Source organism: Leptolinea tardivitalis, assembly GCF_001050275.1.
Lineage (GTDB): Bacteria > Chloroflexota > Anaerolineae > Anaerolineales > Anaerolineaceae > Leptolinea > Leptolinea tardivitalis.
Genome location: NZ_BBYA01000001.1, coordinates 32144 through 47749 on the forward strand (window position 1 = coordinate 32144; position 15606 = coordinate 47749).

The 15606-nt window shown below is 48.1% G+C and carries 14 protein-coding genes; 11 read left to right on the top strand and 3 right to left on the bottom strand.

Going from position 1 to position 15606, the window contains the following annotated elements; genetic code table 11:
• Positions 1 to 10 precede the first annotated feature (10 nt).
• The 11 genes from atpE (at position 11) to LTAR_RS00280 (ending at position 11250) form a co-directional block, all read left to right on the top strand.
• Positions 11 to 247, top strand: coding sequence for an ATP synthase F0 subunit C (gene atpE / locus LTAR_RS00230; protein ID WP_062420122.1), 237 nt, complete (start codon positions 11 to 13; stop codon positions 245 to 247).
• Positions 248 to 274: 27 nt separating this feature from the next.
• A complete protein-coding gene (atpF, locus tag LTAR_RS00235; protein ID WP_062420123.1) occupies positions 275 to 1015 on the top strand; it encodes a F0F1 ATP synthase subunit B in 741 nt (246 codons plus the stop codon).
• A 94-nt stretch (positions 1016 to 1109) separates the two neighbouring features.
• Positions 1110 to 2705 (top strand): UDP-N-acetylmuramoyl-L-alanyl-D-glutamate--2,6-diaminopimelate ligase, encoded by a 1596-nt coding sequence (locus tag LTAR_RS00240; protein WP_081419713.1) that lies wholly within the window; start codon positions 1110 to 1112, stop codon positions 2703 to 2705.
• Positions 2702 to 4159 carry an MBOAT family O-acyltransferase gene (locus tag LTAR_RS00245; RefSeq protein WP_062420125.1) on the top strand — a complete coding sequence of 486 codons (1458 nt, stop codon included), beginning with the start codon at positions 2702 to 2704 and terminating at the stop codon, positions 4157 to 4159. Before LTAR_RS00240 ends, LTAR_RS00245 begins: the two co-directional genes overlap by 4 nt.
• Position 4160: 1 nt before the next feature.
• Positions 4161 to 5258 carry an alginate O-acetyltransferase AlgX-related protein gene (locus tag LTAR_RS00250; protein ID WP_062420126.1) on the top strand — a complete coding sequence of 366 codons (1098 nt, stop codon included), beginning with the start codon at positions 4161 to 4163 and terminating at the stop codon, positions 5256 to 5258.
• A 76-nt stretch (positions 5259 to 5334) separates the two neighbouring features.
• On the top strand, positions 5335 to 5670 hold the full coding sequence (locus LTAR_RS00255) for a nucleotide pyrophosphohydrolase (RefSeq protein WP_062420127.1): 336 nt from the start codon (positions 5335 to 5337) through the stop codon (positions 5668 to 5670).
• A complete protein-coding gene (locus tag LTAR_RS00260) occupies positions 5667 to 6209 on the top strand; it encodes an LOG family protein (RefSeq protein WP_062420128.1) in 543 nt (180 codons plus the stop codon). Before LTAR_RS00255 ends, LTAR_RS00260 begins: the two co-directional genes overlap by 4 nt.
• A gap of 14 nt (positions 6210 to 6223) precedes the next feature.
• A complete protein-coding gene (gene proS / locus LTAR_RS00265; RefSeq protein ID WP_062420129.1) occupies positions 6224 to 7657 on the top strand; it encodes a proline--tRNA ligase in 1434 nt (477 codons plus the stop codon).
• Between the two features lie 3 nt (positions 7658 to 7660).
• On the top strand, positions 7661 to 8470 hold the full coding sequence (locus LTAR_RS00270) for a hypothetical protein (protein WP_062420130.1): 810 nt from the start codon (positions 7661 to 7663) through the stop codon (positions 8468 to 8470).
• A gap of 114 nt (positions 8471 to 8584) precedes the next feature.
• The gene (gene rpsO / locus LTAR_RS00275) at positions 8585 to 8854 is read left to right on the top strand and encodes a 30S ribosomal protein S15 (RefSeq protein WP_062420131.1); all 270 of its coding nucleotides are present in this window, start codon (positions 8585 to 8587) and stop codon (positions 8852 to 8854) included.
• Between the two features lie 149 nt (positions 8855 to 9003).
• A complete protein-coding gene (locus LTAR_RS00280) occupies positions 9004 to 11250 on the top strand; it encodes a polyribonucleotide nucleotidyltransferase (protein ID WP_062420132.1) in 2247 nt (748 codons plus the stop codon).
• A gap of 59 nt (positions 11251 to 11309) precedes the next feature.
• On the opposite strand, the gene LTAR_RS00285 is transcribed toward LTAR_RS00280, so the two are convergent.
• Genes LTAR_RS00285 through LTAR_RS00295 form a run of 3 tightly spaced genes read right to left on the bottom strand, consistent with a single transcriptional unit; the run spans position 11310 to position 15456 of the window.
• Entirely contained in the window at positions 11310 to 12491 is a 1182-nt protein-coding gene (locus tag LTAR_RS00285) for a glycosyltransferase family 87 protein (RefSeq protein ID WP_062420133.1), read from the bottom strand.
• A gap of 19 nt (positions 12492 to 12510) precedes the next feature.
• A complete protein-coding gene (locus tag LTAR_RS00290) occupies positions 12511 to 12735 on the bottom strand; it encodes a hypothetical protein (protein WP_062420134.1) in 225 nt (74 codons plus the stop codon).
• Between the two features lie 36 nt (positions 12736 to 12771).
• Positions 12772 to 15456, bottom strand: coding sequence for an HD domain-containing phosphohydrolase (locus tag LTAR_RS00295; RefSeq protein WP_081419715.1), 2685 nt, complete (start codon positions 15454 to 15456; stop codon positions 12772 to 12774).
• Positions 15457 to 15606: the final 150 nt, after the last annotated feature.

Consider the following 15606-nt stretch of genomic DNA (forward strand, 5'->3'; position numbering starts at 1 on the left):
AGGAGTCAAGATGCAAGGTGATATCGTTCAAGCAGCAAAATTTATCGGTGCAGGTCTTTCAATGATCGGCGCACTTGGGGGTGGTATTGGTATTGGACTGAGTGTCCATGGAGCTCTCGGCGGTATGGCCCGTAATCCTGACACGTACGGCAACCTGCTGACCAACATGATTCTCGGTATTGCTTTCTCGGAAGCCATCGCCATTTATTGTCTGGTGATCGCCTTCCTGATGCTCTTCGTTCTCTAAACGCATTGCTGAGAAAGGAGCTAACCATTGGAAGCTTTAGGAATTAATCTCGGTTATTTAATTGTTCAAATACTGATGTTCATCATCGTATTTGTGACCCTGAAAAAGTGGGCTTATGGTCCCATGCTGGGAATGTTGGAAAAACGACGCAAGACCATTGCTCAGGGTTTGGAAGATGCTCAGGTGGCTTCAGAAGCCCGCGCCAATGCCGAAAAAGATGCGGCAAAGATTGTGGCGGAAGCCCAGACACAGGCGGCAGAAATTCTTCGTACTGCCACAGAGCAGGCTGAATCTGCCGGACGCGATATTCGCGCCAATATCGAGGCGGAAGCTGCCAAAGCGCGAGAAGCAGCGGCTTTGGAACTGGAACAGGAACGCAACCGCATCCTCGGTGAGATACGAGGGCAGGTGGCTGCACTGGCAATCGCTTCGACACAAAAATTGATCGGTGAGACACTGGACGAGAAACGCCAACATGCACTGTTGGATGAATTCTTTAGCGGCGTGAAATCAGGCAAGGTGATTGTTTTGGAAAAAGCTGGAACAATCAAAGGTGCCGGAGCAGAAGTCACCAGTGCTCTGCCATTGACAGCTGCCGAGCAGGAAACTGTCAAGAAGGATGTTTTGAGTGCATTGGGTGGCAGCGCGGCTGTCAGCTTTAAAGTGGATCCTTCCATCCTTGGCGGATTGGTTATAAAAGTCGGCGACCGGGTTTTAGATGGTTCAGTCTCCGGACAACTGCAAAATCTGCGCCAGAGTTTGAACTAATTTATCTCTCTTAACCTGTCATCAAAGAGCGGCATGACTGCCGCTCTTTTGGTTTTAATTCCAGCCGTCTCATTGAGCGTCTTGGAATACGAATATGATTCAAGGTAGAATAGTGGCAAAGCCTATGACCGGATTTTTGAAACAATCTCTTCAGCAACTTCTTTCCGATGTGCCCTGCCAGTGGCGGTTGATGGGTGACTGGAATAATGCCCGAATCACCGGACTGGCGATGGATTCGCGTGCCGTTCAACCGGGCAATCTTTTCTTTGCCCTAACGGGAGAATATGCAGATGGTCACCAGTATATTCCGCAGGCTTTGGAACATGGCGCAGCCGGGATTGTAGGAGAAAAACCGGTTGAAGGATTGACCGTTCCCTATATACAAACAGCCAATTCCAGGGAGTTATTGGGATATATATCGGCGGCATTTTACGGATACCCGGCCCGCAACCTGATGGTCATCGGGGTGACCGGTACCGATGGGAAAACCACCACATCAAATTTAATTTTTCAAATCCTGCTGCAGGCAGGGTTGCATGCTGGAATTATCTCTACAGTAAATGCTGTGATTGGTGATGAAGTACTGGATACCGGTTTACACGTTACCACACCCGAAGCGCCGGACATTCAACGATATCTGGCACGAATGACAGGTGCCGGGATTTCTCACGTGGTGCTTGAATCGACATCGCATGGACTGGCGCAGCATCGGGTGACCGGATCGGAATTTGATATCGGCGTGGTTACCAATATCACCCATGAGCACCTCGATTTTCATGGTTCATATGAAAACTACCGACATGCCAAAGGTTTACTGTTTCGGATGTTGGAAGATACCACTGTCAAGACTCGCGGAAATCCGCGGCTGGCTGTTTTGAATAGGGATGATCTTTCATATGAGTATTTACATGGCATTTCCGGACGTAACCAGTGCAGCTACAGTGTTGTGGGTGATGCCGACATCTGGGCGGAAGAAATTCATTACACACCAGCCGGTATGGAATTTGTAATTTCGTCGTGCGAATGGAAGCAGCCTATCCAATGCAATCTGGTCGGTTCGTATAATGTATCCAATTGTCTGGCAGCATTTGCCGCGGCGGTTTTTGGTGTGGGTATTTCACCCCAAATTGCTGCTGATGGTATTAATGCTCTGCGGACAATACCCGGCCGCATGGAGCGCATCAATATGGGGCAAGATTTTACGGCTATTGTGGATTTTGCACATACGCCCAACGCCCTCTTGCGCGCATTGGAAACTGCCCGTCAGATGACTTCAGGCAGGGTTATTACCGTATTTGGCTCCGCCGGTCTTCGCGACCGTGAAAAACGCCGCATGATGGCAGAGGTGGCGCATAAAAACGCAGATATTTCTATTTTGACAGCCGAAGATCCCCGAACAGAATCACTGTCTTCGATCTTAGGCGAAATGGCATCTGCTGCCATTAACATGGGTGGCGTTGAAGGGAAATCCTTTTTCCGCATACCCGATAGACGTGAAGCCATCCGGCAGGCAGTGAATGAAGCTCGTCCGGGTGACCTGGTGATTTGCTGCGGAAAAGGCCATGAGCAATCCATGTGTTTTGGTACTGTAGAGTATCCATGGGATGATCGTACCGCACTGCGGGCGGCGCTGTCAGAAAGATTGGGAGTTGAGGGCCCATCCATGCCCATTTTGCCGGCCGCCGAATGAATTTCACATCTCCACTGTTTCTTTTTGCTTTTCTTCCTGTCACACTGACTGTCTATGGGATCGTCGGGGAGAAATGGCGTCCGTGGGTTTTCACACTGTCCAGTCTGGCATTCTGTCTGTGGGCCGGGCCTCTCTTATTCCCTGTATTTCTGCTATCAACCCTCGTTAATTATTTCCTCGGAAAACGTCTGCAAAAGGATCGTGAAAAGAATAATCCAACCCGGCAGCGATTAGTTGGCGGTATCATTTTCAACCTGGCGCTCATGCTGGGTTTCAAGCTTCTCGTTGCCTACGGTCCAGACTGGGTGAGTGCACTGAAAAATGCATGGCCGGGTTCTGGATTTGCCCGCCTTGAACCATATTTATTAAAGAGCATTGCACTTCCTGTTGGTATCTCTTTTTACTCTTTTCAGGCGGTGGCTTATCTGTTGGATATTGCCGCTGGCCGTTCTCCAGCCGCCGATAGTCTTCTGTATTTTACAGAATACATGTCGGCGTTTCCGAAAATTGTTGCAGGACCGATTACCCGCTACCGTCAGGTATTTGGTCAACTGGGTGGAAGAAAGTTTGATCTCAACCGGGCGGGAGAGGGTGCCAGACGGTTCATTTTGGGGCTTGCCAAAAAGGCCATCATTGCTGACCGCCTCAGTCTGATGGTGGATCACGGCGTTTTTGATCAGGCAATGCCGAATCTATCGGCTCCGAATGCCTGGTTGGTATTGCTTTGCTACACTCTGCAAATCTATTTCGATTTTTCCGGATATTCCGATATGGCCATTGGCCTGGGACAAATCTTTGGATTGCAGCTGCCGGAAAACTTCAACTACCCATACCAGGCAAAAAGCATATCTGAATTCTGGCGCCGCTGGCATATGACACTTTCTGGCTGGTTTCGTGAAGTGGTATTCTATCCACTGGAGCGTAAACGGGCGGGAGGAAATCGCTGGCTCAACCAGTATACAAATGTGCTTATCGTATTCTTCCTAACCGGTTTATGGCACGGTGTGACCATCAACTTCCTCATCTGGGGTGTATTGCATGGTATGGCTATTTGTATTGAAAACTCCCCGGCGGGTAAAGTGCTGCGCAAACTCCCTGGAGTTATTCAACATGCCTGGGCATTGATCATTGTCATGATTGGCTGGGTATTCTTCCGGTCAAACAGTCCGGCTTTTGCCATTGGATTTCTGCAAAACTTGATTGGATTGAACCCTCCGGCCGGGACTACTCCATATTCCATCCTGTATCCTCCAACGGCCAGTCTCTGGGCTATCCTCATCCTGGGTGTGGTGTTCTCGTTCCCGGCTGCCAATTTGATCTCAGAAATTGTGCAACAGGCGACTGGAATTCGGAAAAACTGGCTGCAAACCCTTTTCAGTCTCATTCTGCTGGCCGTCAGTTTGATTTTGGTGGCCGGATCCACATTTCAGCCGTATATTTATGGAAATTTTTAAGATGACGGAGAATACCGAACCGGTAAGCCGGAAGTTATCCTGGATTACGATCATCCCCCTGGCCGCTTTAATTATGCTGGGCGTTTTTGGGTTGTTCAGCCGATGGGCAACACCGATTGACCTGCTTTCACCGAATGGTGTCGGAACCAGTTTTGCCAGTCTGGTGGATTTCCCTGTGAATTACGGCCGCAGCTTCAATACGAATTTTATCTTCCGTGATTCTCTGATCCGCATGGATTACTGGATGCGCTATTTCGTACTGCATGAAACCGTTTTTCCGCAGGTACTCATGGGGCGGGATGGGTGGATGTATTACACCCATGAAGGAAATCTGGATTACTACCAGCGTGTTCATCCATTGACGGAAGCACAACAGCAAAGCATTCGTGATAATATGCTTTCCATTCAAAGCAAACTGGAAAAAGATGGTATTCGTTTTCTCTTTGTGATAGCTCCCAACAAGGAAACCATTTATCCAGAATACTTGCCGGATGGTATAGTTCGGGCGGAAAATCCCACATGGGCTGATCAGGTTCTCGTCAGCCTCGATGGAACCGGAATCCCCATTCTCGATTTGAGAAACACAATGCTTGCGGAAAAGGAAAAAGCGCCGGTTTACTTCAAGACCGATACGCATTGGAATCCAATCGGTGCAAGGGCGGCTTATGAAGCCATTCTTCTGGCTCTTCAGCCAGATTTCCCCATCCTTAAACCGCATCCACTGTCTGATTTTGATCAGGTGACAGAATCAACATCCGGGGATCTGGCCGGGTTAATTCACCTGAAAGGTGATATCACCGAACCGTTTACTGCTTTGCATGCCCGGTTTGAAAAACCATCCCGCGGATTGAAAAATCCGCCTGCCGGGCAGATGATCACGGTGATGCCCGATCAGGCTTTGCCAAAAGCGGTCATCTTCCGAGATTCGTTTTTTAACGGTCTTCAACCGTTCACTTCCGAACATTTCAGCCGGGTAGTGTATGTCTCTGACTTTTCCGTCGATTTGGGATTGGTGGCTGAGGAAAAACCGGATGTGGTTATTCTCGAATTGGCTGAAAGATATCTGGACCACCTGATTGAACCCGATGGACGACCGTGAAGCCGTAATGGCGATATCCGGATTGACAATTATAGAACGGGTATAATTAGCCAATTCGGAGACAGTTGGAGGATGGATGCAGCTGAGTGAACTCTCTCAGGCGATGGATGATTTTGTCCGATCAAAGGGCTGGTATGAACCTGACAGTCCCCGCCGGCAAACTCCACGAAATATTGCCATTTCCCTGTCGCTAGAAGCGGCGGAAATTTTAGAACATTTTCAATGGAATGAGCAAACTAAAAGCCGCGAAGAACTTTCTGGAGAATTGGCCGATGTAACTCTTTATCTTCTTCAATTGGCCCGATTGAATGATATTAATCTTGAAGATGCTGTTTTGCAGAAATTGAAAATCAATTACAACCGCACATGGGATACCCCTCAACCTGAGACGGAGAGATCTAAAAGGCGATGAAAGTAGCTGTTTTTGGCGGTGCTGGTGCCCGCCCCGAAGATGAGGATTATCAACAGGCAGTCAGACTTGGAGCTTACCTGGCAAATGCCGGACATATTGTGATGACTGGCGGCTATATCGGCATGATGGAGGCGGCGTCAAAAGGTGCGGCCGAAGCAGGCGGGCATGTTATCGGTGTGACCTGTGACGAAATTGAAGCCTTCAGGCCAACAAAACCGAACCGTTGGGTTAAAGAAGAGTGGCGGTTTGTCACCCTTACCGACCGGATGATGAACCTGGTCAGCCGGTGTGATGCTGCCATTGCCCTTCCAGGCGGTGTGGGAACATTGACGGAAATATCCGTTTTATGGAATCAGGTGCTTGTTCATGCCATCCCGGTAAAACCGGTAATTCTGATTGGACAGGGATGGAAGCAAATTTTTGATAGTATTTTTAGAGCACAGGATGAATACATCACGGCTCATGACCGCACGCTCATCAGCTTTGCTGCCGATATTGAATCGGCTGTCAGACTGTTGAGCGATGCCAATCTCTCTTGATCGAATGGTAAACAATGGCTGAAGAAAAACTCCCTACTCGCAGTGAAAATTATTCTGAATGGTATAACCAGTTAATCCAACGGGCCGAAATGGCCGATTATGCCCCTGTGCGTGGGTGCATGGTTGTACGTCCATACGGATGGGCGCTTTGGGAAAACATGCAGCAAAACCTGGACAAACGGTTCAAAGAAACCGGTCATGTGAATGCCGCATTCCCGTTGTTAATCCCCAAATCTTTCCTGGAAAAGGAAAAGGAACATGTAGAAGGATTTGCCCCCGAACTGGCTATTGTAACCATTGGCGGCGGGCAGGAACTGGAAGAACCTCTGGTAATTCGGCCGACATCCGAAACTGTTATCGGATATATGTATTCCAAATGGATCAAATCGTACCGTGACCTGCCTGTACTGATCAACCAGTGGGCGAATGTCGTCCGCTGGGAGATGCGCACACGGCTTTTCCTGCGTACCCTGGAATTCTACTGGCAGGAAGGGCATACTGCCCATGCCACCCAGAAGGAAGCCGAAGAAGAAACACTGAGGATGCTGGATGTGTATGCCGATTTTGCAGAAAAAGAGGCCGCCGTCCCGGTCATTCGCGGACGGAAAAGCGCCACAGAGCGGTTTGCCGGAGCCAAAGAGACGTACAGCATAGAAGCCATGATGGGAGATACCCGTGCTTTGCAGGCGGGTACGTCCCACTTTCTCGGCCAGAATTTCGCCAAAGCTTTTGATATCCAGTATCTTGATCTGAACAATCAACTCCAACATGTCTGGACAACTTCATGGGGACTTTCTACCCGTTTCGTAGGCGCCATCATCATGGCTCATGGTGATGATCAGGGATTGGTATTACCACCGCGGCTTGCTCCGTATCAGGTGGTGCTCATTCCGATTTATAAAAACGATGAAGAACGTTCAAAGGTTATGCCGGTGGTAGAAAAGTTGAAAGCTGAATTATCCGGTTTCCGTTTGAAGGTAGATGACCGATCAGAGGTCACCCCGGGCTTCAAATTCAACGATTGGGAACTCCGTGGAGTTCCGCTGCGCATCGAAGTCGGCCCGAAAGATGTGGAAAAAGGCACTTTTGCCATGGCACGCCGCGACATTCCCGGCCGGGATGGAAAATCTTTTGTTCCACAGGTCAATGCAGCCAGAACAGTGGGCGATATGTTAGACCAGATCCAGACCGGTATCTTCCAAAAAGCCGTGGACTTCCGCAAAGCTCATGTCTTTGATCCAAAATCCTATGATGAATTGAAAGAAGTTTTACAGGGAGGGTGGGCTTATTCCTGGTGGTGTGGAGACGCCGCCTGTGAAGCGAAAGTCAAGGAAGATACCAAAGCCACCACCCGCAATATCCCATTGGATCAAGAAGGTGGGAGCGGCAAGTGCATTGTTTGTGGAAAACCGGCGAGCGAAAAGGTATATTTCGCACGCGCGTATTGAACCATGCCGGCTGTTGAATTATCTCGATTGAAAAAACAGGCTGATGAACTGGCAGGCTGCCTTCAGCAGCCTGTTGAGTTTAAACGCCGCTTGACGGATCATCTGGAATTTTATGCCGACAGAGTCACCCGGCCGGGAAACATGGTTCGGCCGGCACCGTTGATTCCAAGGTATGGAGTCCCGCCGCTTTTTTTGCAGGCGGTGGAACAAGCTCTGCAAAAACCCGTGGAGGAAGATCCTCTATCCGGGTTGAAACTGGCAGAGGAGTTATGGAAAGACTCATATCTGGAGCCAAAGCTGGTGGCGGCTTCATTGATCGGTCTGGCTGCGCGAAAAGAGCCGCAAGCAGCCGCAAAACTACTGGTTCAATATTGCCTGCCGCAGGAAAATCCTCTGGTGCAGGAAGCTCTGTTGCAGCGAAGTGGAATGCAACTCCGGTTATCAAACCTGCAGGTCTGGTTTGACCTGGTGGAACGCTGGGTGAACTCGGAATTCCTGGCACAACAATTGATAGGTTTTCGGGCTTTACAAGGTGTGATCGAAGATCGTGATTTTGAAAATTTGCCGGTCATTTATCGTTTGTTGACCAACCCGGTGGAGCTGACCAGTAGAACAACCATGCATGAACTGGAGCCTCTGATCAACTCACTGGCGAGACGCTCACCAATCGAAACTGTCTATTTCCTCAGACAGTGCTACAACCGGACGGGGAATCCCATTCTGGGAAGATTGATCCGAAAATGCCTGCCCGCCTTTCCGGTGGAAAGTCAGGTGAGCCTGCGCAAGGTTATACAGGATCAGATTGACAGGTAAAAACGTGATTTCGGATATCTGGTATAATCTTTATCTTGACTGGTCCGGTTTGCGGTTCACACCGACTGCGAATCTGGAGACCTGCGAAAAATTCAAAAGGAGTGCAGAAGTCAAATGATTACAAAAGAAGCAAAGACCCAACTTATCGAACAGTTTCACCAACACGAAGGTGATACTGGTTCGGCTGAAGTGCAGATCGCCATTCTCTCCAAACGGATCGCACAATTGACCGAACACCTGCGCAGCAACAAGCAGGATCATTCCTCACGACGTGGTTTGCTCAAGATGGTTGGACATCGCCGCCGCCTGCTGGCCTACTTGCGCCGCAAAGACTACAGCCGCTATGTTGCCATCACCGAAAAACTGAGCATCCGCCAGAAGTAATGTGAATGTGAGAGCAGGCAAGTGGAGAAAACGCCAACTACCTGCTCTCTTAGCAAATTTTTTAGGTCCGCCGGTTGGGAATTGAAATTCGTTGAGGACGTTGTCCTCCCCGGCTTTCAGTCCCTGACAGGCGGGAAAAGGAAAGAAAGATGACACCAAATGTCAAACAGTTCACCGCCAATGTAGGCGGCAAATCGGTCGTCTTTGAGACCGGTAAACTGGCCGCACAGGCCGGCGGAGCCGTCACTGTACGATTGGACGACTCTGTTATTTTTGCTGCTGCCACTATGGGAGCGGAACCACGCGAGGGGCAGGATTTCTTCCCTCTGACCGTGGAATATGAAGAACGCATGTATGCCGGTGGGAGAATTCCCGGTTCCTTCTTCCGACGCGAAGGACGACCGAGCACTGAATCTATCCTGATCTCACGTCTCACAGACCGCCCGCTGCGCCCGCTATTTGATCAATCCATGCGTAATGAGGTTCAGGTTATCCTTTTCACCATATCATCAGATACGGAGAATCCCCTGGATATCCTGGCCATAAATGCAGCATCAGCAGCATTAATGATTTCTGATATCCCGTGGGCCGGGCCTGTTGGTGCCGTTCGTATTGGCCGTATAGACGGGAAACTGGTTGTAAATCCGACATATCCCGAGATCGAGAAATCCGATCTTGATTTGCGCATAGCCGGTACACGTGATGCCATCTTGATGGTGGAATGTGGTTCTGATGAGGTTTCTGAGGAAGATATGGTCGAAGCTCTGGCTTTCGGTCATAAATCCCTCCAACCACTTGTGGATGCCCAGCTTCAAATGGCAGCCGAAGTTGGAAAAGCCAAACGTGAAGTCCCTGTATTTCCTATTGATTCCGCCGTGGTGGATGAGGTTTTCGGAAAAGCAGCCGGTTTATTAAACAACGCATTGGATGCCCCTCATACCAAAGCCGAGCTCAATGAAGCGGTGGAAAAAATCAAAACCGATCTGTTGGCGGAAGCTGGTGAAGACGCTGAAAAGGCTAAAAAGGTCGGCGAGGCGTTTGAAGAAGTCTACAAACGAGTTGTTCGCGAGCGCATTCTGAAACAGGGCAAACGACCGGATGGACGTGCCTTGACGGAAATTCGCCCGATCTGGTGTGAAGTTGGTATCAGCCCGCGCGCGCACGGTTCCGGTCTGTTTACACGTGGAGAAACTCAGGTTTTGACCATGGCGACTCTGGGCACTCCCAAAGAAGCCCAGGAGCTTGATAATCTCTCCCCGGTGGATACCAAACGCTATATGCATCACTACAATTTCCCACCGTATTCCACTGGTGAGGTGAAAATGCTGCGAGGACAGTCTCGCCGCGAAATCGGTCATGGTGCCCTCGCTGAACGGGCTCTTGTTCCTGTTATCCCGGCGGAAGAATCCTTCCCCTATACCCTGCGTCTGGTTTCTGAGGTCATGTCATCCAACGGATCCTCATCGATGGCATCGGTTTGCGGTTCAACCCTGGCTCTGATGGATACCGGTGTACCGATTAAAGCCCCGGTAGCCGGTGTGGCCATGGGTCTAATCAAAGAAGGTGCTGATTACACCATCCTGACCGATATCCAGGGATTGGAAGATCACCTTGGCGATATGGACTTCAAAGTGGCTGGAACAGAAGCAGGCATTACGGCTTTGCAGATGGACATAAAAATCGCCGGAATTACTCCCGAGATCATGGCAAATGCCCTTGCTCAAGCCCGAACGGCTCGCCTGTTCATCATCAAAAAGATTACTGAAGTAATCCCTGAACCTCGCAAAGAATTGAAACCGCATGCTCCGCGTATTACGGTTTTGAAGGTTCCTGTGGATAAAATCGGCGCCATCATCGGCCCTGGCGGTAAAAACATCCGCAGCCTGCAGGAAGAAACCGGAACAAAGATCGATATTGACGATGATGGTACGGTTTACATTGCTGCTACAAATGGCGCCGGTGAATCGGTTGCCCGTGAACGTATTGAAGGATTGACCGAAACTCCTGAAATTGGCCGCATCTATACCGGGAAAGTTGTTCGTATCGCTGACTTTGGCGCTTTTGTACAGATCCTGCCGGGTGTTGATGGTATGGTGCATATCAGCCAGCTAGACTCAGAACGTGTCAACAAGGTGGAAGATATCGTCCAGATGGGCGACGATCTGACTGTTATGGTCACAGGAATTGATCCACAGGGCAAGATCCGCCTTTCGCGTCAGGCTGTTCTGGAAGGTTGGACTGTGGAAGAAGCCGCAGAACATGACCGCAAGGGCCGCCCAAATGGAGATCGCAACGGTGGTGACCGCGGCGGCCGCTCCGGTGGACGTTCATCCTTTGGCGGACGATCCGGTGGTGACCGTGACCGCGGTGGCGATCGGGGACATTCCCATCGGTAGTATCTGAAATTTGTAGTTCATAAAGCGGGCAGCGTTATCAAATGAACTGCCCGCTTTTTTTATTCCAGATCTATGAAAAGCAAGAATTTTGGATGGACAAAAAAGCCGAAAACCAGCCAGATGATAAAAAGAAAGAACAAACCATAATATGTGGCGCCAATCCAGATTTGGGAAAGGCTCAAATAGACAAACAGCCAGGAAACCGCAATGAATATAAACCAGACCAGGTTGGCCCAAAATGGCTGTTTCTGCCCCATCAACCAAACCCAGAACATGACAGGCAAAAGAAAGATAACCTGATCATATGATAATCCAGTCGGGTGAAATACATAGGCAGCAAAACCTCCCCAGGCCAACAGACCGAGTGATGGAAATTGCCCTCTCCACCACCGTATCATCAGCCAGATGGATAATCCCGCAAAGAGCAGTCCTAATAGAGAGTATGTCATAATCTCACCACCGGGGGATAGGGCGTGAACCAGTGGGGTTATGGGAATGCGCCCTCCGATGTATCCGGGGTAACGGCGCAGCAACCCCAGCCATTGCGGTATCCAATCGGGAACCAGTAAGAAGCTGAATAACAGAAAGAAGAGGCAACCGACAAAAAAACTTATCAGGACGGTTTTCTGTTTCTTTTTTAACGCGAGAAGAAAAAAGAAAATAAGATAAAACCAGGAAAACTGAGGTTTAATCGTTGCCCAGGCCATAAAGAAACCCAACAACCAGGCTTCAAACTGGTTTTTTGAATCCAGATGGGGCAGGCGGCCGGCTAGAACAATCAGACTGCAAATGACCGGCATGTTTAGATTGCCGAGTAGAAGTCCAAATGAGAGGGGATACAGGAATAACATGGATACAGGCAGCCAGGGAGGGGCTTTCTCAAAGCCGTATATCACTGCAGTGACCAGGCATAAGAGGGTAAATGCCATCCAGGCAGCCTGTGCAAGTGGGAAAGGCAGCCCCGCGAGTGGCAGAATCGGGATCAGCCCGTATGGCGGATAAACATACCGGAGTTGATCTTCGTTTTTATTGGCCAGGTGTTTCAAGATAGCCATCTGACTTTCCTCGCCAACTGATTCATCGTAGGGTGAGAGGCCGTCTGTAATGATGTGACGCCCGGCTACATAATAGATGAAAAAATCAGTCCCCAGGGTATTTTCGCTGGAGACTGAGGCAATAGCAGAAGTGAGCGCCAAAAGGAGGATCACCCAGACCAATACCAGAGAGATCCCTTTTGCCATGCGGTTCTTCGTAATCGAATCAACGGGCATGTTTGATTGAATCTTTCGTTTCAAGAGCAGCCAGTGCGGCTCTTGCACTGATCACCTGCGATTCCTGCCAACCGTCTTCTGAAACCATCCGGCGCAGATGATCCATCACCTCTTTCTGACTGGCTTCATCCAATAAGGCATACATCCGCCGAATCCGGGCTGGCCGGCGTGATAATATTTCTCCCCAGGTTTTTTCAAGGAATTCTGCATCCATATTGATATTAAATCCGATAATTCTATTTTAATAGATTTATTCTTCCTTATCTTGAAAATTCTCAGAGAGAAATCTATCCACTACTTGCGGATCAAACAGGATGCCGCGATTTTCTTCCAGATATTGCCGGGCTTTATCTTTTGGCCATGCTTTCCGATACGGACGATCACTGGTAAGAGCATCCCAAACATCCACTACCGCAAAAATCCGGGCAGAAAGGGGAATATCTTCTCCGGTCAATCCATGTGGATACCCTGACCCATTCCACCGTTCGTGGTGATAATAAGGAATTTCATATGCGTTTTTAAGAAATGGAATCCCGGTAAGGAGTTGATAGGCAAATACCGGGTGTTTTCGCATGATCTTCCACTCATCACTGGTAAGGGGTCCGGGTTTAAGTAAAATACTATCAGGCACGCCCATCTTGCCAATATCATGTAAAAAGGCACCACTCTGGAAGTTTTCCAGATCTTCACCCTGAAATCCGAAAGCTTTTGCTATTTGAAGGGACATAGCCACCACCCGATCGCAATGCCCTTTGGTTTCTTCATCACGTAATTCAAGCGCTTTTGCCCATCCGGTTATGGCAGATGTGTAAGCTTCCTGTAACTCCCTGTTACGGGTTTGCAGTTTTTCAAACAGTTCTGTTTTTTCGATTCCCACGGCAGTTTGGGTCAACAGTGCGTTGAAGTAGCTCATCCATTCATCATCAATATCTCTTAATGTACAGTAGGCTATTTCAACGATACCCTTTAATTCATCACCTGCCAGAATGGGAGATATAAATAATGTTTTAATTCCCTTCGATTGAAGCTCTTTCCAGATGATTTGATCTTCAATCCCCGAAGTAAAAAGAGCACTTTCTTTTTTCTGGCTGTGCATGCGAATACGATCATGGTTGATGTTGTCTTTGGCGCATTGACTTGTTTTCCCGAGGAGTAAAGCCCGAGATAATCTGGATTTTGTCGAATGTGGGTGGAAGAAATGAATGGAAGCTGCATCTGCACCAAGCTCCATGTGTATTTGATCAAGAATTGTCTGGGCGACAGACTTAAATGAGGTCGAAGTCAGAATGGCTGTATCAACTTTTCGAAGACTTGCCAGTTCATTAATCTTCTTTCGCTGTGTTCGTTCCACCTGTTTGTTTGTTGAAATATCTGTGATCACTGCCAGACTGCCGGTGAATTCGTCATTTTCACCGACCAGCCTCTGCGGAGATACCAGTACCGGTATGACAGAACCATTTTTAGACATCAATTCTGATTCATACGAATTCTGTAAACCCATCAACCGGGCAGTCCACTGGAAGGCAATATTCTCTTTTTCTGTCGGTGCAAAAAATTTAAAGATATCCATCCCACGTAATTCAGATTGAGAATAGCCGGTCATTTCTGCCAATCTGGGATTACCATACATAATCAGGCTGTTTTCATTAACCATGACAAGCCCTTCATTCATGGTTTCAACCAGATGCCTGTAGTTTTGTTCACTTTTCTGAATGGTTTTTTCACGTTCCTGTATGGCTTCTTTCATACGGGAAAAACTATCCAAAAGGCTCTTGATTTCCGGATCACTTGAAGAGGAAAGTGTTCCAGAAAATGTATGTGTGTAATCTCCTGCAGCGATCTGGCGGACCTCATCCGTAAGGACCCTTATTCCTTCCAGAATGTTTTGAGACAGCAGGCTTCCGGTAAATCCCAGGAGTATGATCAGTAAGGCTGCAATGACCAGATTTTCTTGCATGGATGATAAAACCATGCGTTTCACCTCATCTCGTTCAACCTGAACAAGCAGCCATCCGATAGATTGATTCTCGTTTGATATTTCATTGATGGCGGCAACATAAATCATGCCATTCAGACCAGAAAACTCCTTTATCCAACGATCTTTATTGCTCTCCAGAGAAAGTAAAAAATCATTGGAAGCAGGTTCGATATGAAGTGCATTCCCCTCTCTGGTATAAACCTTCCCATCTGAGCTGATAAAAACAGCTTTCCCGCTTTCACCAAACTGGATATTAAAAACAGAATCTAACAGGCGGGTAATATCCACAGTGCCACGAGCGATTCCTATCAGAGTGTTTGGTGAAGCTGAATCATAAATTGGTACGGCCAGATCTATCGCCCACTTTTGGGTACTTTGATCGAGTATCGGCGGACTGACATACATCTTCCCTGTTGAGGCGAATTGCCACCATTTTTCGTCAGCCTGAAAATAATCTGAAGTTTTATTGGTCATGGCTATGTTATAGCCATGACGATCGGTCACAAAGATCTCAATTTCCTTTTCATCAATCGATTGGATTTCCTGCAGAAAATGGCTCATGGGAGAATTGAGGATTTCGGTAATGAGCCTGTTTGTTTCTTTCGATGAGGTATCCGTCCAGTCGTTTTCACGATCATGGTACATCTCAAGTTGTTTTTCTACAGATAATGATTCATATTCCTGGTTCGCTGACTTAACTCCTGAAATGATATAAGGAGAAAAAGAAATCGTCTTCAGAATCTTTATCTCGTAATCAATTTCATCCACTACCAGTTGACTGGTTCTTTCTGATATTACAGAAATTTTCTCTCCTGTGGATCGTGTCAATGAATTTGAAAGATAGATGTAATTGATAACGGTTGTAATTCCGATGGAAAGACAAACGGCAGAGATAATGATAATGATGATTTTGCTTCTAATGCCAGGTGCTGCAATTCGCATATGTAGTCGAGTCATTTTCTTTTAAGTAAAAGCTTACTTGATGGAAAAAAGTTAACCTGATTCTACAATTGAATAACTGCAACCAGATTTATTGTACTGAAAAGCGGAATAATGAAAGTATAAAAACCCTAAAAAAAGAAAAAGCCTCTCTCATTTTTCGCGAGA